At 66.6% G+C, this 17,844-nt stretch carries 15 protein-coding genes; 7 read left to right on the top strand and 8 right to left on the bottom strand.

The features are described from left to right. Nucleotides 1-17 precede the first annotated feature (17 nt). Nucleotides 18-1,496 (bottom strand): replicative DNA helicase, encoded by a 1,479-nt coding sequence (gene dnaB / locus AB0D34_RS03980; protein ID WP_362656031.1) that lies wholly within the window; start codon nucleotides 1,494-1,496, stop codon nucleotides 18-20. Nucleotides 1,497-1,955: 459 nt separating this feature from the next. Here dnaB and AB0D34_RS03975 point away from each other — a divergent pair, with 459 nt between their 5' ends. After that, complete coding sequence (locus AB0D34_RS03975) at nucleotides 1,956-3,293, top strand: MATE family efflux transporter (protein ID WP_362656028.1); 1,338 nt, start codon at nucleotides 1,956-1,958, stop codon at nucleotides 3,291-3,293. A gap of 138 nt (nucleotides 3,294-3,431) precedes the next feature. Here AB0D34_RS03975 and rplI read toward each other — a convergent pair whose 3' ends face one another. The 4 genes from rplI to rpsF all read right to left on the bottom strand — a co-directional run bounded on the left by rplI (nucleotide 3,432) and on the right by rpsF (nucleotide 5,162). Next, nucleotides 3,432-3,878 (bottom strand): 50S ribosomal protein L9, encoded by a 447-nt coding sequence (gene rplI / locus AB0D34_RS03970; protein ID WP_020134131.1) that lies wholly within the window; start codon nucleotides 3,876-3,878, stop codon nucleotides 3,432-3,434. Nucleotides 3,879-3,896: 18 nt separating this feature from the next. Beyond that, nucleotides 3,897-4,133, bottom strand: a complete 237-nt coding sequence (rpsR, locus tag AB0D34_RS03965; RefSeq protein WP_003949403.1) for a 30S ribosomal protein S18 — start codon at nucleotides 4,131-4,133, stop codon at nucleotides 3,897-3,899. A gap of 57 nt (nucleotides 4,134-4,190) precedes the next feature. Then, entirely contained in the window at nucleotides 4,191-4,793 is a 603-nt protein-coding gene (locus AB0D34_RS03960) for a single-stranded DNA-binding protein (protein ID WP_362656025.1), read from the bottom strand. Nucleotides 4,794-4,871: 78 nt separating this feature from the next. Next, the gene (gene rpsF / locus AB0D34_RS03955) at nucleotides 4,872-5,162 is read right to left on the bottom strand and encodes a 30S ribosomal protein S6 (protein WP_007383258.1); all 291 of its coding nucleotides are present in this window, start codon (nucleotides 5,160-5,162) and stop codon (nucleotides 4,872-4,874) included. A gap of 263 nt (nucleotides 5,163-5,425) precedes the next feature. Here rpsF and AB0D34_RS03950 point away from each other — a divergent pair, with 263 nt between their 5' ends. The 3 genes from AB0D34_RS03950 (at nucleotide 5,426) to AB0D34_RS03940 (ending at nucleotide 8,147) form a co-directional block, all read left to right on the top strand. Then, a complete protein-coding gene (locus AB0D34_RS03950) occupies nucleotides 5,426-5,740 on the top strand; it encodes a hypothetical protein (RefSeq protein WP_362656022.1) in 315 nt (104 codons plus the stop codon). A 179-nt stretch (nucleotides 5,741-5,919) separates the two neighbouring features. Beyond that, a complete protein-coding gene (femX, locus tag AB0D34_RS03945) occupies nucleotides 5,920-7,041 on the top strand; it encodes a peptidoglycan bridge formation glycyltransferase FemX (protein WP_123990363.1) in 1,122 nt (373 codons plus the stop codon). A gap of 74 nt (nucleotides 7,042-7,115) precedes the next feature. Beyond that, nucleotides 7,116-8,147: an alanine racemase gene (locus AB0D34_RS03940; RefSeq protein WP_053846236.1), complete on the top strand. Its 1,032-nt coding sequence runs from the start codon at nucleotides 7,116-7,118 to the stop codon at nucleotides 8,145-8,147. Nucleotides 8,148-8,227: 80 nt separating this feature from the next. Here the strand turns inward: AB0D34_RS03940 and AB0D34_RS03935 are convergent, their stop codons facing one another. Together AB0D34_RS03935 and AB0D34_RS03930 are read right to left on the bottom strand one after the other, a co-directional pair. Continuing rightward, nucleotides 8,228-9,730, bottom strand: coding sequence for a glycosyltransferase 87 family protein (locus AB0D34_RS03935; protein ID WP_362656019.1), 1,503 nt, complete (start codon nucleotides 9,728-9,730; stop codon nucleotides 8,228-8,230). A gap of 108 nt (nucleotides 9,731-9,838) precedes the next feature. Further along, on the bottom strand, nucleotides 9,839-12,517 hold the full coding sequence (locus AB0D34_RS03930; protein WP_362656016.1) for a transglycosylase domain-containing protein: 2,679 nt from the start codon (nucleotides 12,515-12,517) through the stop codon (nucleotides 9,839-9,841). A gap of 352 nt (nucleotides 12,518-12,869) precedes the next feature. On the opposite strand from AB0D34_RS03930, the gene AB0D34_RS03925 reads away from it, so the two are divergent. The 3 genes from AB0D34_RS03925 (at nucleotide 12,870) to AB0D34_RS03915 (ending at nucleotide 16,041) form a co-directional block, all read left to right on the top strand. After that, the gene (locus AB0D34_RS03925; protein WP_362656013.1) at nucleotides 12,870-13,550 is read left to right on the top strand and encodes a PadR family transcriptional regulator; all 681 of its coding nucleotides are present in this window, start codon (nucleotides 12,870-12,872) and stop codon (nucleotides 13,548-13,550) included. Between the two features lie 44 nt (nucleotides 13,551-13,594). Next, nucleotides 13,595-14,677: an inositol-3-phosphate synthase gene (locus AB0D34_RS03920; protein ID WP_362656010.1), complete on the top strand. Its 1,083-nt coding sequence runs from the start codon at nucleotides 13,595-13,597 to the stop codon at nucleotides 14,675-14,677. Between the two features lie 89 nt (nucleotides 14,678-14,766). Then, the gene (locus AB0D34_RS03915) at nucleotides 14,767-16,041 is read left to right on the top strand and encodes an MFS transporter (RefSeq protein WP_362656007.1); all 1,275 of its coding nucleotides are present in this window, start codon (nucleotides 14,767-14,769) and stop codon (nucleotides 16,039-16,041) included. A gap of 87 nt (nucleotides 16,042-16,128) precedes the next feature. Here AB0D34_RS03915 and AB0D34_RS03910 read toward each other — a convergent pair whose 3' ends face one another. Beyond that, on the bottom strand, nucleotides 16,129-17,595 hold the full coding sequence (locus AB0D34_RS03910) for a CCA tRNA nucleotidyltransferase (protein ID WP_362656005.1): 1,467 nt from the start codon (nucleotides 17,593-17,595) through the stop codon (nucleotides 16,129-16,131). Nucleotides 17,596-17,844 lie beyond the last annotated feature (249 nt).

Here is a 17,844-nt window from a genome sequence, read left to right as displayed (position 1 = left end):
TGCGACGGGCACGGGCATCAGGTCTGCGCCATGTCGACGAAGCGCGAGTAGTGACCCTGGAAGGCGACGGTGATCGTCGCCGTGGGGCCGTTACGGTGCTTGCCCACGATGATGTCGGCCTCGCCGGCGCGCGGCGACTCCTTCTCGTAGGCGTCCTCGCGGTGCAGCAGAATGACCATGTCGGCATCCTGCTCGATGGAGCCGGACTCACGCAGGTCGGACACCATCGGCTTCTTGTCCGTGCGCTGTTCGGGACCACGGTTGAGCTGCGAGAGCGCGATCACCGGGACCTCCAGCTCCTTGGCCAGGAGCTTGAGGTTACGGGACATGTCCGACACCTCCTGTTGACGGCTCTCGGAGCGCTTGGAACCACCGGCCTGCATCAGCTGCAGATAGTCGATGATCACGAGCTTGATGTCGTTGCGCTGCTTCAGCCGCCTGCACTTCGCACGGATCTCCATCATCGACAGGTTCGGGGAGTCGTCGATGTAGAGCGGTGCGGACGACACCTCGGGCATCCGGCGCGCGAGTCGGGTCCAGTCCTCGTCCGTCATGGTGCCCGACCGCATGTGGTGCAGGGCCACCCGCGCCTCGGCCGACAGGAGACGCATCGCGATCTCGTTGCGTCCCATCTCGAGGGAGAAGATGACGCTTGCCAGGTTGTTCTTGATCGAGGCCGCGCGCGCGAAGTCCAGTGCGAGGGTGGACTTTCCCATGGCGGGGCGAGCCGCGATGACGATCATCTGGCCGGGATGCAGACCGTTGGTGAGCGAGTCGAGGTCCGTGAAGCCGGTGGGCACACCGGTCATCTCGCCGCTGCGTGAACCGATCGCCTCGATCTCGTCGAGCGCGCCCTCCATGATGTCGCCGAGCGGCAGATAGTCCTCACTCGTGCGCTGCTCGGTGACCGCGTAGACCTCGGCCTGGGCGCGGTTGACGATCTCGTCGACGTCGTCGTCGGCCGCGTATCCCATCTGGGTGATACGGGTGCCCGCCTCGACCAGACGGCGCAGGACAGCGCGCTCGTGCACGATCTCGGCGTAGTACTCGGCGTTCGCCGCCGTCGGCACGGTCTGGACGAGGGTGTGCAGATACGATGCGCCGCCGACCTTGTTGATCTCGCCGCGCTTGGTGAGCTCGGCGGCGATCGTGATGGGGTCGGCCGGCTCACCCTTGGCGTAGACGTCCAGGATCGCCTGGAAGATCGTCTCGTGGGCGGGCTTGTAGAAGTCGTGGCCCTTGATGACCTCGACGACGTCGGCGATGGCGTCCTTGGACAGGAGCATGCCGCCGAGGACGGACTGCTCGGCGTCCAGGTCCTGGGGCGGGACCCGTTCGAAGGCGGTGCCCCCGCCGTCCCAATCGCCGGTGTCCCGGCCTCGGTCGTGTTGCTCGCCGCGGCCCCTGCCCCCGTCGCCGCGGCGACGCGAGGAGGGCAGACGATCACTGGGACCGCTGTCGGCCCACGGGTCGTCCAAGGGCTCGGAAATACTCACCGAGCCACCTCCTCCCGTCCGCCGAGCGGACCTCGCCGTGCTTCTCATTTCTACGGCACGGCACTGACAAATGAGACGCCCAACTCCGGTTCTGGCGCGTCGGTTTTGTGCTGGTTTCCCAGCCGACGAACGGAGCGGGCGCCGGACAACCGTAGGCCCGTCGGCACCGTCAGCCAATCTGGTTATCCACAGGCCATGTGGACGACGGCCCGGATGCTGTGGAGAACTGCTCAAAACCTGTGCACGACCCGGTGGACAGGCCTGTGAACAAGCTCCACCTACTCCTCAAGGAGCCGCCCTGACCTGCGACTTCACCATCCACCGGCTGTGCAGAAGAAAAACTTTCCCGGTCGGCTCAAGATCAGTTCGAGTTACGCACAGCAACACGCACCCCCCAAACGCCAGTAAGGGTCTAAAGCTGATTGCATCTCTTACCTGTGGACGATTAGATTGGTGCACATGACACAGGCGTCCGCGACCTCCAAGGCCACCCGGCGACAGCACGACCGCGAGATCGTCGCACTCGCCGTCCCGGCCTTCGGCGCACTCGTCGCCGAGCCTCTCTTCGTCATGGCCGACAGCGCGATCGTCGGCCATCTGGGCACCGCCCAACTCGCCGGTCTCGGCATCGCCTCAGCTCTCCTCACGACGGCCGTCAGTGTCTTCGTCTTCCTCGCCTACGCCACTACAGCCGCCGTTGCCCGCCGCGTTGGAGCCGGTGATCTCCAGGCTGCCATCCGCCAGGGCATGGACGGCATCTGGCTGGCACTGCTGCTTGGTGCCGCCGTCATCGCCGTCGTTCTGCCCAGCGCTCCGTCGATCGTGGAACTCTTCGGTGCCTCCGACACCGCGGCCCCCTACGCCACGACCTACCTACGGATCTCCGCCCTCGGCATCCCGGCCATGCTCGTCGTACTCGCCTCGACCGGCGTGCTCCGCGGACTGCAGGACACCAGGACCCCGCTCTACGTCGCCATCGGCGGCTTCGTCGCCAACGCAGTCCTCAACGCAGCTCTCGTCTACGGCGCCGACCTCGGCATCGCAGGTTCCGCCTGGGGGACGGTCATCGCCCAGTGGGGCATGGCAGCCGCCTATCTCGTGGTCGTCGTCCGCGGAGCCCACAGACATGGCGCCTCCCTGATGCCCGATGCCTCGGGCATCAGGGCCTCGGCCCAAGCCGGCGTGCCTCTGCTGGTCCGGACGCTATCCCTGAGGGCGATCCTGATGATCGCCACGGCCGTGGCGGCTCGTCTGGGCGATGCCGACATCGCCGCCCACCAGATCGTCCTGTCCCTGTGGAACTTGCTCGCCTTCGCTCTCGACGCCATCGCCATCGCCGGGCAGGCCATCATCGGACGCTATCTGGGTGCCGATGACACCGAGGGAGCCCGCCAGGCGTGTCGTCGGATGGTGGAGTGGGGCATCGCGGTCGGCGTCGCCCTAGGTGTCCTGGTCGTGCTCGCCCGACCGCTGTTCCTGCCTCTGTTCACCGGTGACCCCACGGTCAAGGACGCCGCCCTGCCCGCCCTGGTGATCGTGGCTCTCTCCCAGCCGATCTGCGGTGTCGTCTTTGTTCTGGACGGCGTATTGATGGGCGCGGGCGACGGGCCCTACCTCGCCTGGGCCATGGTGGTCACCCTGGCCGTCTTCACCCCGGTCGCTCTGCTCGTCCCTGAACTGGGCGGCGGTCTCACGGCCGTGTGGGCGGCGATGACGCTGATGATGGCGATCCGCATGCTGACGCTCTGGCTGCGCACCCGCTCGGGCCGCTGGATCGTCACGGGCGCGACCCGCTGATCGTTTCACGTGAAACATCGCGGGCCATCACGTTTGACGTGAAACGCCATGAGCTCCACCACCGTTTCGGGCATGCGAAAGGGGCCACACCCCTGGAGGTGTGGCCCCTTTTACAACTGCCCTAGCCGAGTGCAGCGATCAGGCCGCGACGACCTCGATGTTGACCTTGGCGGCAACCTCGGGGTGCAAACGCACGGACGTCTCATGGGCGCCCAGCGTCTTGATCGGCGAGCCCAGCTCGATACGGCGCTTGTCGACCTCGGGGCCACCGGAAGCCTTGATCGCGGAAGCGATGTCGGCCGGGGTGACGGAACCGAAGAGACGACCGGCGTCGCCGGAGCGGACGGCCAGGCGGACCTTGACGCCCTCGAGCTGGGCCTTCACCTGGTTGGCCTGCTCGATGGTCTGGATCTCGTGGATCTTGCGAGCACGACGAATCTGCTCGACGTCCTTCTCGCCACCCTTGGTCCAACGGATCGCGAAGTTCCGCGGGATCAGGTAGTTGCGAGCGTAACCGTCCTTGACGTCGACGACGTCGCCCGCGGCGCCGAGGCCGGAGACCTCGTGGGTGAGGATGATCTTCATTACTCGGTCACCCTTCCCTTATCGCGCAGTGGAGGTGTAGGGCAGCAGCGCCATCTCACGGCTGTTCTTGACGGCCGTGGCGACGTCACGCTGGTGCTGCGTGCAGTTGCCGGTCACGCGGCGGGCACGGATCTTGCCGCGGTCGGAAATGAACTTCCGCAGCATGTTCGTGTCCTTGTAGTCCACATACGTGACCTTGTCCTTGCAGAAAGCGCAGACCTTCTTCTTAGGCTTGCGCACAGGCGGCTTCGCCATGGTGTTTCTCCTGTGTGATCAAGAAGTGTGGGTACGACCCACCCCTCGGCCGAAGGCCTAGAAGGGGGGCTCGTCCGAGTAGCCGCCGCCACTGCCGCCGCTGGAATTTCCACCCCAGCCGCCGCCACCGCCGCCGCCCTGGCTGCCACCGGCGGGAGTGCCGGTCGCCCACGGGTCGTCCGCGGGAGCACCGCCGCCCTGCTGGCCGCCGCCGGAGTTTCCACCCCAGCCGCCGCCACCCTGGCCGCCACCGCCACCGCCGCCGTAACCGCCCTGGCCACCACGTCCGGCACCGCCGGCAGTCTTGGTGACCTTGGCCGTGGCACTGCGCAGGCTGGCGCCGACTTCCTCGACGTCCAGCTCGTAGACCGTGCGCTTGACGCCCTCACGGTCCTCGTAGGACCGCTGCTTCAGCCGGCCCTGCACGATGACGCGCATGCCTCGCTGGAGCGACTCGGCGACGTTCTCCGCCGCCTGACGCCAGACCGAGCAGGTCAGGAACAGGCTCTCGCCGTCCTTCCACTCGTTCGTCTGACGGTCGAAGGTGCGGGGGGTGGACGCGACACGGAACTTCGCGACCGCCGCACCGGAAGGGGTGAAGCGCAGCTCGGGGTCATCGACAAGATTGCCGACGACCGTGATGACGGTCTCGCCTGCCATGGGGAACCTCTCGGCGGGTTTGCTGCTCTGGCTGCTTGGTTGCTGCTACTCGAATCCCGGGATCAGCTGAGCGGAAGCTCAGTGGGTCTCGGGACGGAGGACCTTGGTCCGGAGGACCGACTCGTTCAGGTTCAGCTGGCGGTCGAGCTCCTTGACGACCGCAGGCTCGGCCTGCAGGTCGATGACCGAGTAGATGCCCTCGGGCTTCTTCTTGATCTCGTACGAGAGCCGACGACGGCCCCAGGTGTCGACCTTCTCCACCTTGCCGTTGCCCTCACGGACGACGGAGAGGAAGTTCTCGATCAGGGGGGCGACAGCGCGCTCCTCCAGATCGGGGTCGAGGATGACCATCACCTCGTAGTGACGCATGTGGAACCCACCTCCTTTGGACTCAACGGCCACGGTCGTTCCGTGGCAGGAGGGTTGTGATGCGTACGCAACGGTATCGGCCGCCACTGACAATCGGGGCTTCCTCGCGGTAGACCCGTTCGTGACATGGGCAGACACCGTGCAGACGGTACAGACTACCCGCACACCGGCTTCCGGTTGAAATCCGGCCCCGAGGGCGGCCACTCTGTACACATCGGGTGTGTATGGCGCTACGATGCGCCGCCTTCCGCAGGAGGTGCCCTATGGCACAGGCAATGCGACCCAACACCGCCGGAGGCCTTTTCGCCACGGACGGAAAACCCCACCCTCTCCAGGACACGCTGCTCGCGGTGACCCTGATGCTGGGCGTCACGGCTTTCGTCTCGGCGATGTTCCACAACCTGCACCTGCTCAGTTCCTGGACCGGCCTGGTGGGCATCCTCACCGGCGCGTACGGCCACTGGATCTCCGAGACGACTCGTGAGCGCTTCGGACTGGTCCTCGGTCTCGGCGCCGCAGCGGTCGGTTTCTTCCTCGGCATGGCGCACGGCGGCCTCTTCGGTGGAGTCATCAACTGACGCCACGGGCACTGTCCCCTCAACACCACCCAAAGCACCGCGGAACGCCTCGGCGGCCCATGAGCCGGGGCGCAGGTTCTGTACGCCCAGTCGGGGCGCTCGTCAGGCGCAGTAGGCTTCGGCGCGAGAGCCGGAGCCCCTGTACCCATGGGGACACACCAGCCCGAGGAGCGCCCCGAATGAGCCTGACCCTGAGGACGATCAGTCGCGAGCAGCATCTGGCGTACATCCAGAGCCTGCCCTCGGCGAGCCACATGCAGGTTCCTGCCTGGGCAGACGTCAAGGCGGAATGGCGCTCCGAGAGCCTCGGCTGGTTCGACGAGAAGACCGGCGAGCTGGTCGGCGCGGGCCTCGTCCTCTACCGTCAGCTGCCCAAGATCAAGCGCTACCTCGCCTATCTGCCCGAGGGCCCGGTCATCAACTGGTTCGCGCCGAATCTGACCGAGTGGCTGGAACCGATGCTCGCCCACCTCAAGCACCAGGGTGCGTTCTCCGTGAAGATGGGCCCGCCGGTGATCATCCGGCGCTGGGAGGCCACCTCCATCAAGGCGGGCATCCAGAACCCCGACGTCAAGCGGCTGCGCGACATCGAGGCCGACTTCATCGAGCCGCGCGCCTTCGAGGTCGCCGACAAGCTCCGCCGTATGGGCTGGCAGCAGGGCGAGGACGGCGGGGCCGGCTTCGGCGACGTCCAGCCCCGCTACGTCTACCAGGTGCCGCTCGCGAACCGGTCTCTGGAAGAGGTCCACAAGAACTTCAACCAGCTGTGGCGCCGCAACATCAAGAAGGCCGAGAAAGCCGGTGTCGAGGTCGTCCAGGGCGGTTACCAGGACCTTGAGGAGTGGCAGCGGCTGTACGAGATCACCGCGGTGCGCGACCACTTCCGGCCCCGCCCGCTGTCGTACTTCCAGCGGATGTGGACGGCCCTCAACTCCGAGGACCCCAACCGGATGCGGCTCTACTTCGCCCGGCACGAGGGTGTGAACCTGTCGGCGGCGACCATGCTGATCGTCGGCGGACATGTCTGGTACTCCTACGGCGCCTCCGACAACATCGGCCGCGAGGTCCGGCCCTCGAACGCGATGCAGTGGCGAATGCTGCGCGACGCCTACGCGCTCGGCGCCACCGTCTACGACCTGCGCGGCATCTCCGACTCGCTGGACGAGACCGACCACCTCTTCGGCCTGATCCAGTTCAAGGTGGGCACGGGCGGCCAGGCCGCCGAGTACCTCGGAGAGTGGGACTTCCCGCTCAACAAGCTGCTCCACAAGGCTCTCGACATCTACATGTCGCGCCGCTGACGTCGTGTTCTTCGCTTCAATTGCTTCCATACCTCTGATACACCGCAGCCACTAGAAAGGTTCCGGGTCCGGCCATGGCGCTCACGCTCTACGTCGACACCGCGCGCTGGCGGGCGCACCACAAGCACGTGCAGGAGCAGTTCCCCGGGCTTGTCCCGGTCTGCAAGGGCAACGGCTACGGCTTCGGGCACGAGCGGCTGGCGGAGGAGGCGACCCGGCTGGGCTCGGACGTCCTCGCCGTCGGCACGACCTACGAGGCCGCGCGTATCAAGGACTGGTTCGGCGGTGACCTGCTGGTGCTCACGCCGTACCGACGCGGCGAGGAGCCGGTTCCGCTGCCCGACCGTGTCATCCGCTCGGTGTCGTCCATCGACGGTGTGTACGGCCTCGTGGGCGCCCGGGTGGTCATCGAGGTGATGTCCTCGATGAAGCGCCACGGCATCAGCGAGCAGGACCTGCCGCAGCTGCACGCCGCCATAGAGAACGTCCGTCTGGAGGGCTTCGCGATCCATCTGCCGCTGGACCGCACCGACGGCTCGGACGCCGTCGAGGAGGTCATCGGCTGGATGGACCGGCTGCGCGCGGCCCGGCTGCCGCTGCACACCATGTTCGTCAGCCACCTCAAGGCCGAGGACCTCGCCCGGCTCCAGCAGCAGTTCCCGCAGACCCGCTTCCGCGCCCGCATCGGGACCCGGCTGTGGCTCGGGGACCACGACTCCACCGAGTACCGCGGTGCGGTCCTGGACGTCACCCGCGTCTCCAAGGGGGACCGCTTCGGCTACCGGCAGCAGAAGGCGGCCTCCGACGGCTTCCTGGTCGTCGTGGCGGGCGGCACCTCGCACGGCGTGGGTCTGGAGGCCCCGAAGGCCCTGCACGGCGTCATGCCGCGTGCCAAGGGGGTCGCCCGCGCCGGCCTGGCCACGGTCAACCGGAACCTTTCTCCGTTCGTCTGGGGCGGCAAGCAGCGCTGGTTCGCCGAACCGCCGCACATGCAGGTCTCCATCCTGTTCGTGCCCTCGGACGCCCCGGAGCCGAAGGTCGGTGAGGAACTGGTGGCCCATCTCCGGCACACCACCACGCAGTTCGACCGCATCGTCGATCGCTGAGACGTCGCAGAGGCAGCAAGAAGGCCGTACAGGGAAACCGCCTGTACGGCCTTATGCGTGTCTCACCCGGGCGTGTTCGCTCAGAGCGAACGGTCGGTGGTCTCCTGCTCGCTGCCCCACTCCACCTGCGGTCCGTCGAAGTGGGCAGCGTGCCGCGGCGGATGGGCTGCGGGACCGAGGACGAAGACGTCGTCCGCGCCGTCGAGCACACCGCCCGAGGGATCGTCGTCGCCGGCTCGTCGCACCACGTCCCGCTCGGGCATGAGGATGTCACGCACGACCATCACGCACAGGTACGCCGTGCCCAGAAGATGCAGTCCGATGGCCCAGTGGTAGCCGTCGGTCGGCAGTCCCTTGTGGGCGTCACCGCTGGTCGTGTAGGCGAGGTACATCCAGATCCCCAGGAAGTACGCCACCTCGCACGCCTGCCAGATGAGGAAGTCGCGCCACTTCGGCCGGGCCAGCACGGCAAGCGGCACCAGCCACAGCACGTACTGGGGCGAGTAGACCTTGTTGGTGAGGATGAACGCAGCAACGATCAGGAACGCGAGCTGGGCGAAACGCGGCCGACGCGGGGCGGTCAGGGTGAGGGCCGCGATGCCCGCGCAGCTCAGCAGCATCAACAGTGTGGCAAGCGTGTTGACGGTGTCGGTGCTCAACGGGTCGCTGGAGTTCTGGGCCATGATCAGCCAGAAGGACCCGAAGTCCACGCCCCGCTCCTGACTGAACGTGTAGAACTTCGACCAGCCGTCGAAGGCGAAAAGCATCACCGGCAGGTTCACCACGAGCCAGGAAACGGCCGCACCGCCCAGCGCCTTGCCGAAGTCCCGCCACTTGCCCGCCCGCCAGCACAGCACGAACAGCGGCCCGAGCAGGAAGACGGGATAGAGCTTGGCGGCCGTGGCGAGCCCCAGGAGGACACCGAAGGCGAGCGAGCGGCCCCGCGCCCACATCAGCATCGCCGAGGCCGTCAGAGCGACCGCCAGGAGGTCCCAGTTGATGGTGGCGGTCAGCGCGAAGGCGGGTGCCAGGGCGACCAGTAGACCGTCCCAGGGCCGACGGGCGTGCGTACGGCTCACGCAGACGACGATGATGGCCGCGCAGATCATCAGCATCCCGGCGTTGACCATCCAGTACCACTGTTCCTGGTGCTGAATGCTGCCGCTGCCGGGGGTGAGCCAGGCGGCGACCTCCATGAACACACCGGTCAGGACCGGGTATTCGAGGTACTGCATGTCGCCGGGGAGTTTGTCGAAGTACGGGACCAGGCCGTCGGCGAAGCCGCGCCCCTGGTAGAGGTGCGGGATGTCCGAGTAGCACGCATGGGTGTACTGGGTGCTGGCCCCGAAGAACCAGCCGCCGTCATAGCAGGGCGCCTTCTGGACCAGGCCGAGCGCGAACACGCCGATGGCCACGAGCGCGATGACCCGGACGGGAGTCCACCAGGAGGTTCCCGACAGGGCGCGTCGCCCGAGAGGGCCGCCGATGAACTCGCTGCCGTTCCGGGCGATCTCGTCGTCCTTGCTCGGACGCACTAGGTCCGGCTCGTGCACGCTCGCTGGCGTCGATTCAGCACTGGGCATGTCGCACATCCTGCCGTACGAGACTAGGAATACGCCGAGGGCCGCCGCACCTGGTGGATGCGACGGCCCATGTTTCACGTGAAACACCCTCGACGGGTCATATGGCGGCTAACCACTCGATCCACCGAAGAGACCTCCATTGCCATTGCCGTTGTTGCCGTTGGCGTCCGTCGATGTGGCCGTCGGTGTCGAGGTCACACCACCGTCGGTGCCACCGGTGTCCGTACCGCCCGTGTCGTTGCACTGCCAGTCGAATCGGCAGGTCTCAGTCGCCGTGGGCGTCGGAGTGGTGAACGTCTGGCTGGGTGTCGGAGTGGGGGTCGGTGTGGCCGACTCGCTCTCCGTGGGCGTCGGAGTAGGCGTCGGGCTCGGCTCCTCGTTGACGATCTCACCGATGGGTTCCGGCGTCGGGAAGTCGATCGACCTCTGCCCCTTCAGCGCCTGCTCCATGTAGTCGTGCCAGATCTCGGACGGGAACGAGGCACCGTGGATCTTCTCCTGGCCACCCGTTCCGTACATCTCCAGGAACGTGCGGTTCTTGTTGCTCTCGTTGTCGTCCATCCGGAACATGGTGATCGACGTGGACAGCTGCGGGGTGTAGCCGACGAACCAGGCGGACTTGTTGCCGTCGGTGGTACCGGTCTTGCCCGCCACCTCACGGCCGGTCAGCTGGGCGTTGGTGCCCGTGCCCTTGTCAACCACGGTCTTGAGTACGTCGGTGACGTTGTCGGCGACCTTCTTCTCGAAGGCCTGCTCAGGCTTCGCCTTGTGGGTGAAGACGTCGCCGTCCTTGTTCGTGACCTTCTCGACGGAGTACGGCTCGTTCTGCTTGCCGCTCGCCGCGAAGGTGGCGTAGGCGCCCGCCATGCGGATCGCGCTGGGGTCGGAGATACCGATGGAGAAGGACGGGTAGTTGGTGCCGGCCAGGCTGTTCTCCTTGAGGCCCGCGTCCATGGCCGCCTCCTTCACCTTGTCCAGGCCGACATCCATGCCGAGCTGCACGAAGGCGGAGTTCACCGACTCCCGCATCGCGTCACGAAGGTCGATCTGGTACTTGGGGGGAGAGCCGTAGGACTCCTTGCCGTCGTTCTCCTGGAGCCACTCCTTGCCCTCCTCGTTCTTCCAGATCGAGCCGTCGTAGTTCTTGATCTTGAGATCGTTCTTGCCGCTGAACAGGCTCTTTGCGTTGACGACCGTTCGCTCGTCCTGCGCCTGGCTCTCGCCCAGATCCGGATCGCGCACGCCCCATTTCATCGCCGCGGCGAGGACGAAGGTCTTGAACGTCGAACCGACCTGGGCACCGGTCGAGTCGCAGTTGTTGGTGAAGTGCGTGGTCGCGTCCTCACCGCCGTAACAGGCGCGGATAGCACCGGTGGCCGGTTCCACGGACGCTCCGCCGAACTGGACGTAGGTGTCCTTCGTCGGGCGCTTCTTGGGATCGATGTTCTCCTTGCGGACCTTCGAGACCGCCGCCTCGAGCTCCTTGACCTTGTTCTTGTCGAAGGTCGTGTAAATCGAGTAGCCGCCCTGCTGGAGGGCGTCGGCACTGACGATCTTGTTGTTGATCAGGTATGCCTTGGCGAGGTCGACCAGGTAGCCGATCTGTCCCTTGAGCTGGGTGTTGGACCGGGGGTTCTGCCACTTGGGAAGCGTCGTGTACTTGGCCCGCTCCGTCGCGCTGAGGTGGCCGTACTCGACCATCTTGTCCAGGGTGTCCTGCATCTGCCGCAGGGCCCGCCTCTGGTTGGCTGCAGGCGTGGCCCCTGTCGGGTCGATGGACGTCGCACCGGCGGGGTCGTAGTAAGTGGCGCCCTTGAGCATGGCGGCCAGGAAGGCACACTCGCCAGGGTTCAGCTTGACGGCGTCCTTGTTGAAGTACGCGCGCGCGGCCGCCTGGATGCCGTATGCGTTGCGTCCGTAGTACGCGGAGTTCAGATAGCCCGCCATGATCTCGTCCTTGTCGACCGTGGCACCCACCTTGATGGAGATGAAGATCTCCTTGAACTTGCGGGTGACGGTCTGGGACTGGTCGTCCAGGCGCGCGTTCTTGACGTACTGCTGGGTGATGGTGGAACCACCCTGGGTGTTGCCGCCCCTGGCCATGTTGAACACGGCGCGGGCGATGCCCTTGGGGTCGATACCGCTGTCGGTGTAGAAGGTCTTGTTCTCCTGAGAGACGACGGCGTACTGCATCGCCTTCGGAATCTGCGCGAGGTTGACGATCTGGCGATTTGTCTCGCCACCCGTCGAAACCATCTCGCTGTCGTCGGACCAGTAGTAGACGTTGTTCTGCGATGTCGCGGTCTCGGCGACGTTCGGAACGCTGACGAGGGCGTACCCGACACCGGCAATCGCGACCAAGCCTCCGATGAAGCCGATGAACAGGCCCGTGACCAGCTTCCAGGACGGAACCCAGCGCGCCACGCCGTACTTGCCCGCCCGCGGATAGTCGATGAGCCGCTTCTTGCCGGGCTCGGAGGCGCGTCCGCGCCCCGTCGGCGTCCCACGTCGGCCGGCGCGGCCAGGCTCCGCCGCTCTGCGGCGACCACCGCCCGTGCCTCTCTGGGCCGCGCGACGGGCTTCGGCGCGGCTGCCGTACTGACGCTCCTCGCCTTCCGAACCATAGGAAGCCGACTGCTGGGAACCCGTCCCATAGGAGTCGGAAAGAGATCCGGTGGCGCCTCGCGGAGCCGCACGGCGGCCGGAGGACGAGCCGGACTGGCCGCGTCGGGCCGCGGCACGTCCGCCTCCCTGCGGCTGCGGCTGTTTGCGACGGTGCTCGCTCATCGAAGGACTACTCCTCGGGCAGGCGCACCCTTGCGCGCCTGGAAACGGCGGCTGGTTTCCGGTCCCCCCGAAGTACGGATGCGGTCGGTTCCGCATTCATCCGTACCGCACCCGGGACAGCAACGACCCCCAGGCGTCACTCGGTTCCCGGTGGTGTGCATGCCGCACAGACTACGCACCGCCAAAACCCGCCGAGCCCCGGAGTTCACCCCAAATCAGGCAACTCGGATGCCATGAATCATTGATGTGATCCCGTTCACCGTCCCCCCACTTGTCGCTTCCGGAAGGGCGTTCTATCGTCTTGATGTATCGAGTCGATACATCGGTGCGAGACAGGGACGAGGAGGCGACGATGAGCCGGCGTTCCGGGATCCTCGAATTCGCCGTACTCGGCCTGCTCCGTGAGTCCCCGATGCACGGCTACGAGCTGCGCAAACGTCTCAATACGTCACTCGGTGTGTTCCGTGCCTTCAGTTACGGCACGCTCTACCCCTGCCTCAAGACGCTGGTCGCCAACGGCTGGTTGATCGAGGAACCGGGGCACACCACCGAGGACGCCCTCGCCGCACCACTCGCAGGGCGTCGCGCCAAGATCGTCTATCGGTTGACGGCGGAAGGTAAGGAGCACTTCGAGGAGCTGCTCTCGCAGACGGGTCCCGACGCGTATGAGGACGAGCACTTCGCCGCTCGTTTCGCCTTCTTCGGGCAGACCTCACGCGACGTCCGCATGCGAGTCCTCGAAGGCCGCCGCAGCCGGCTGGAGGAGCGCCTGGAGAAGATGAGTGCCTCGCTGGCACGCACCCGGGAGCGCCTCGACGACTACACGCTTGAGCTCCAGCGCCATGGGATGGAGTCCGTGGAGCGCGAAGTGCGCTGGCTGAACGAGCTCATCGAGAGCGAGCGGGCCGGACGGGACCTGAAGGGTCCCGCCCAAGGTGAAGCCGCTCGCGACACCACAGAGGGAGCGCCGGGCGTCCTGCCCCGGCCCGGGGACACCCCCGGTCCGGATACGCCCGGCGACACCGCCACGTGAGGTCCCTGCCAGGGCCTCACTCGTACACACAGGGAGCAACCGGAATGGGTTCGGTTCGCGTAGCCGTCGTCGGCGTGGGCAACTGCGCCGCGTCGCTGGTTCAGGGAGTCGAGTACTACAAGGACGCCGACCCGGCGTCGAAGGTCCCCGGACTGATGCATGTCCAGTTCGGTGACTACCACGTTCGTGACGTCGAGTTCGTCGCGGCGTTCGACGTCGACGCGAAGAAGGTCGGTCTCGACCTCGCCGACGCCATCGGCGCCTCCGAGAACAACACCATCAAGATCTGCGACGTGCCGAACACCGGCGTGACCGTCCAGCGCGGCCACACCCTCGACGGCCTCGGCAAGTACTACCGCGAGACCATCGAGGAGTCCGCCGAGACCCCGGTCGACGTCGTCCAGGTCCTCAAGGACAAGCAGGTCGACGTCCTCGTCTGCTACCTGCCCGTCGGCTCCGAGGACGCGGCGAAGTTCTACGCCCAGTGCGCCATCGACGCCAAGGTCGCCTTCGTCAACGCCCTCCCGGTCTTCATCGCCGGCACCAAGGAGTGGGCGGACAAGTTCACCGAGGCGGGCGTCCCGATCGTCGGCGACGACATCAAGTCGCAGGTCGGCGCCACCATCACGCACCGCGTCATGGCGAAGCTGTTCGAGGACCGGGGCGTTGTCCTCGACCGCACGATGCAGCTGAACGTCGGCGGCAACATGGACTTCAAGAACATGCTCGAGCGCGAGCGCCTGGAGTCCAAGAAAATCTCCAAGACGCAGGCCGTCACCTCCCAGATCCCCGACCGGGACCTCGGCGCGAAGAACGTCCACATCGGCCCGTCGGACTACGTGCAGTGGCTCGACGACCGCAAGTGGGCCTACGTCCGCCTTGAGGGCCGCGCCTTCGGCGACGTCCCGCTGAGCCTGGAGTACAAGCTCGAGGTCTGGGACTCCCCGAACTCCGCGGGTGTCATCATCGACGCCGTGCGCGCCGCGAAGATCGCCAAGGACCGCGGTATCGGCGGCCCGATCCTCTCGGCTTCCAGCTACTTCATGAAGTCCCCGCCGGTCCAGTACTTCGACGACGAGGCCCGCGAGAACGTCGAGAAGTTCATCAAGGGTGAAGCCGAGCGCTAAAGGCTCACTCAAAACGCTCCTGCCAGGGCTACAGAGGGTCCCCGGGTTGTACCGGCCGGGGACCCTCGCCGTATGTGAGGCTGTGCCCCATGCCCGTCGTCCGCGATCTGCGTGTCCTTCTCCGCTTCCGGGACTTCCGACGCCTGCTCATCGTGCGCCTGCTCTCCCAGGGCGCGGACGGCGTCTACCAGATCGCGCTCGCCACCTACGTCGTCTTCTCCCCGGAGAAGCAGACCTCGGCCACCGCGATCGCCTCGGCGATGGCGGTACTCCTGCTCCCCTACTCCTTGGTGGGTCCCTTCGCCGGCGTCCTCCTGGACCGCTGGCGCCGCCGCCAGGTCTTCCTCTACGGCAACCTCGTGCGTGCCCTGCTGGCATCGGCGACAGCCGTCCTGATGCTCAGTGACGTCCCGGACTGGCTCTTCTACATCTCCGCCCTGTGCGTCACCGCAGTCAACCGCTTCGTCCTGTCCGGCCTGTCCGCGGCGCTGCCCCGCGTCGTCGACGAGGAACGGCTGGTGATCGCCAACTCCCTTTCCCCGACGGCCGGAACGCTCGCCGCGACCGCAGGCGGCGGACTCGCTTTCGTCGTACGCCTGTTGGGTGCAGACTCCGACGCGGCCGTGGTGGCCCTGGGAGCGGGACTGTATCTGTGCGGTGCACTCGCCGCCCTGCGCATCCCACCGGAACTGCTGGGCCCGGACCGCGAGTTGATCCGGCCCCGCCTCGGCGCGGCGCTCGCCGGAACGGCCCGCGACCTGGTGGCAGGCGTACGGCATCTGGCCGCACCCGCACGTCGACCGGCCGCCCGAGCTCTCGGCGCGATGTCGTTGATGCGGTTCTGCTACGGCGCCCTGCTCGTCCTGGTCCTGATGCTCTGCCGATACGCCCTGACCTCCGACCCGGACGACGGACTCGCCCTGCTGGGGCTGGCGTTGGGAATCTCCGGCGCCGGGTTCTTCGTCGCCGCCGTACTCACCCCCTGGGCCGCGGGGAAACTCGGACCCAAGAACTGGATCGTCGTGTGTGCGGCAGGAGCTGCCGTGCTGGAGCCCGCCCTCGGGCTCTCTTTCACCACGGCCCCCATGCTTGTCGCGGCGTTCGTCCTGGGTCTGATCACCCAGGGGGCGAAGATCGCCACGGACACCATCGTGCAGTCCTCCGTCGAAGACGGGTTCCGGGGCCGGATCTTCTCCGTCTACGACGTGCTGTTCAACATCGCTTTCGTGGGCGCCGCCGCCGTAGCCGCCCTGCTACTGCCGCCGGACGGCCGCTCGGTGGTCCTGGTGGTCACTGTCGCCGTCATCTACGCGGCAGTCGCCGTGGCAATGACGAAGGAACGAGAGGGAGCCACGGAACGATGAAGGGGCGATGTTTCACGTGAAACACCACCCCTCGGCCGGCGCACCAGGAGTCATGTTTCACGTGAAACATGACTCCGTTCCACACTCTCAGCCCTGCTCGGCCCACCACTCCTTGAGCGCGGCCACCGCCTCGTCACGCCCCATCGGCCCGTTCTCCAGACGAAGCTCCAGCATGTGCTTGTACGCACGCCCCACGGCAGGACCGGGCCCTACGCCAAGGATCTCCATGATCTCGTTGCCGTCGAGATCCGGCCGGATCGAGTCCAGCTCCTCCTGCTCCTGAAGCTGGGAGATCCGATCCTCCAGACCGTCGTACGCGCGCGACAGAGCGGCCGCCCTTCGCTTGTTTCGGGTCGTGCAGTCCGAGCGGGTCAGCTTGTGGAGTCGGTCGAGCAGAGGCCCCGCGTCCCGCACATAGCGACGTACGGCCGAGTCCGTCCACTCTCCGGTGCCGTACCCGTGGAACCGAAGATGGAGTTCGACGAGCCGGGAGACGTCCTTCACCAGTTCATTGGAGTACTTGAGCGCAGTCATCCGCTTCTTGGTCATCTTCGCTCCGACCACTTCATGGTGGTGGAACGAGACACGGCCGTCCTTCTCGAAGCGGCGGGTGCGCGGCTTGCCGATGTCGTGTAGCAGAGCGGCCAGGCGGAGAACCAGGTCGGGCCCTTCCTTCTCCAGCTCGATGGCCTGCTCCAGGACGATCAGCGTGTGCTCGTAGACGTCCTTGTGCCGGTGGTGCTCGTCACTCTCCAGACGCAGGGCCGGGAGCTCGGGCAGCACATGCTCGGCGAGCCCTGTGTCGACCAGCAGTGTCAGTCCCTTGCGCGGATGGGCGGACAGGATGAGTTTGTTCAGCTCGTCGCGCACCCGCTCGGCGGAGACGATCTCCAGGCGCCCGGACATTTCCTCCATCGCGGTGACGACCTCGGGTGCCACCTCGAAGTCGAGCTGCGCCGCGAAGCGCGCTGCCCGCATCATCCGCAGCGGGTCGTCCGAAAAGGACGCCTCCGGCGTGCCCGGCGTCCGCAGCACACGCGCCGCAAGGTCGTCGAGACCGCCGTGCGGGTCGATGAACTTCTTCTCCGGGAGCGCGACGGCCATCGCGTTCACGGTGAAGTCGCGCCGGACGAGATCCTCCTCGATGGAGCCGCCGTACGACACCTCGGGCTTGCGCGAGGTTCGGTCGTACGCCTCGGACCGGTAGGTGGTCACCTCGATCTGAAAGCGTTTAACAGCGTCTCCGACGCGGACGTCCTTCTGTGCCCCGACGGTGCCGAAGGCGATCCCGACCTCCCACACGGCGTCCGCCCACGGCCGCACGATCTTCAGTACGTCCTGAGGGCGGGCGTCGGTCGTGAAGTCCAGGTCGTTGCCGAGCCGGCCGAGCAGTGCGTCCCGGACCGACCCGCCGACCAGGGCGAGCGAGAACCCGGCCTCCTGGAAGCGGCGGGCGAGCTCGTCGGCGACAGGGGCGACCTGGAACGGTTCCTTCACCGCGCGGTCCTGCACCTGGCTCGGGGCACTGAGGTTGTCTTCGTTGGCGTTCGGCACAACAGAAGAGGGTACGTGGCCCGGGCGGCCCTCAGCGCCTCCATTAAACGTGCACAGAGTCGCCATCCAGACCTGCACAAGGTCTGCTCCGGAGACTCACGAGCGTGTTCCTCTTTATACGGGCACATTCGGGACAGCGCGACGGTGTCAGCCGATCTTGTGGAGCAGTCCGCGGCACTTCCCCTCAGCGCGCATCGTTACCATGCGTGGACGCACATTCCGACGACCACTGACGACGAGGGACGGGCG

Source organism: Streptomyces sp. NPDC048420 (assembly GCF_040651535.1).
GTDB lineage: Bacteria > Actinomycetota > Actinomycetes > Streptomycetales > Streptomycetaceae > Streptomyces.
Note: the sequence above shows the minus strand (reverse complement) of the source record. Positions and strands in the feature narration are given on the sequence as shown.

Coding starts and splice junctions, on each gene's coding strand:
- AB0D34_RS03975 (WP_362656028.1), top strand. CDS start 1,956: ATGACACAGGCGTCCGCGACCTCCAAGGCCACCCGGCGACAGCACGAC.
- rplI (WP_020134131.1), bottom strand. CDS start 3,878: ATGAAGATCATCCTCACCCACGAGGTCTCCGGCCTCGGCGCCGCGGGC.
- rpsR (WP_003949403.1), bottom strand. CDS start 4,133: ATGGCGAAGCCGCCTGTGCGCAAGCCTAAGAAGAAGGTCTGCGCTTTC.
- AB0D34_RS03960 (WP_362656025.1), bottom strand. CDS start 4,793: ATGGCAGGCGAGACCGTCATCACGGTCGTCGGCAATCTTGTCGATGAC.
- rpsF (WP_007383258.1), bottom strand. CDS start 5,162: ATGCGTCACTACGAGGTGATGGTCATCCTCGACCCCGATCTGGAGGAG.
- AB0D34_RS03950 (WP_362656022.1), top strand. CDS start 5,426: ATGGCACAGGCAATGCGACCCAACACCGCCGGAGGCCTTTTCGCCACG.
- femX (WP_123990363.1), top strand. CDS start 5,920: ATGAGCCTGACCCTGAGGACGATCAGTCGCGAGCAGCATCTGGCGTAC.
- AB0D34_RS03940 (WP_053846236.1), top strand. CDS start 7,116: ATGGCGCTCACGCTCTACGTCGACACCGCGCGCTGGCGGGCGCACCAC.
- AB0D34_RS03935 (WP_362656019.1), bottom strand. CDS start 9,730: ATGCCCAGTGCTGAATCGACGCCAGCGAGCGTGCACGAGCCGGACCTA.
- AB0D34_RS03930 (WP_362656016.1), bottom strand. CDS start 12,517: ATGAGCGAGCACCGTCGCAAACAGCCGCAGCCGCAGGGAGGCGGACGT.
- AB0D34_RS03925 (WP_362656013.1), top strand. CDS start 12,870: ATGAGCCGGCGTTCCGGGATCCTCGAATTCGCCGTACTCGGCCTGCTC.
- AB0D34_RS03920 (WP_362656010.1), top strand. CDS start 13,595: ATGGGTTCGGTTCGCGTAGCCGTCGTCGGCGTGGGCAACTGCGCCGCG.
- AB0D34_RS03915 (WP_362656007.1), top strand. CDS start 14,767: ATGCCCGTCGTCCGCGATCTGCGTGTCCTTCTCCGCTTCCGGGACTTC.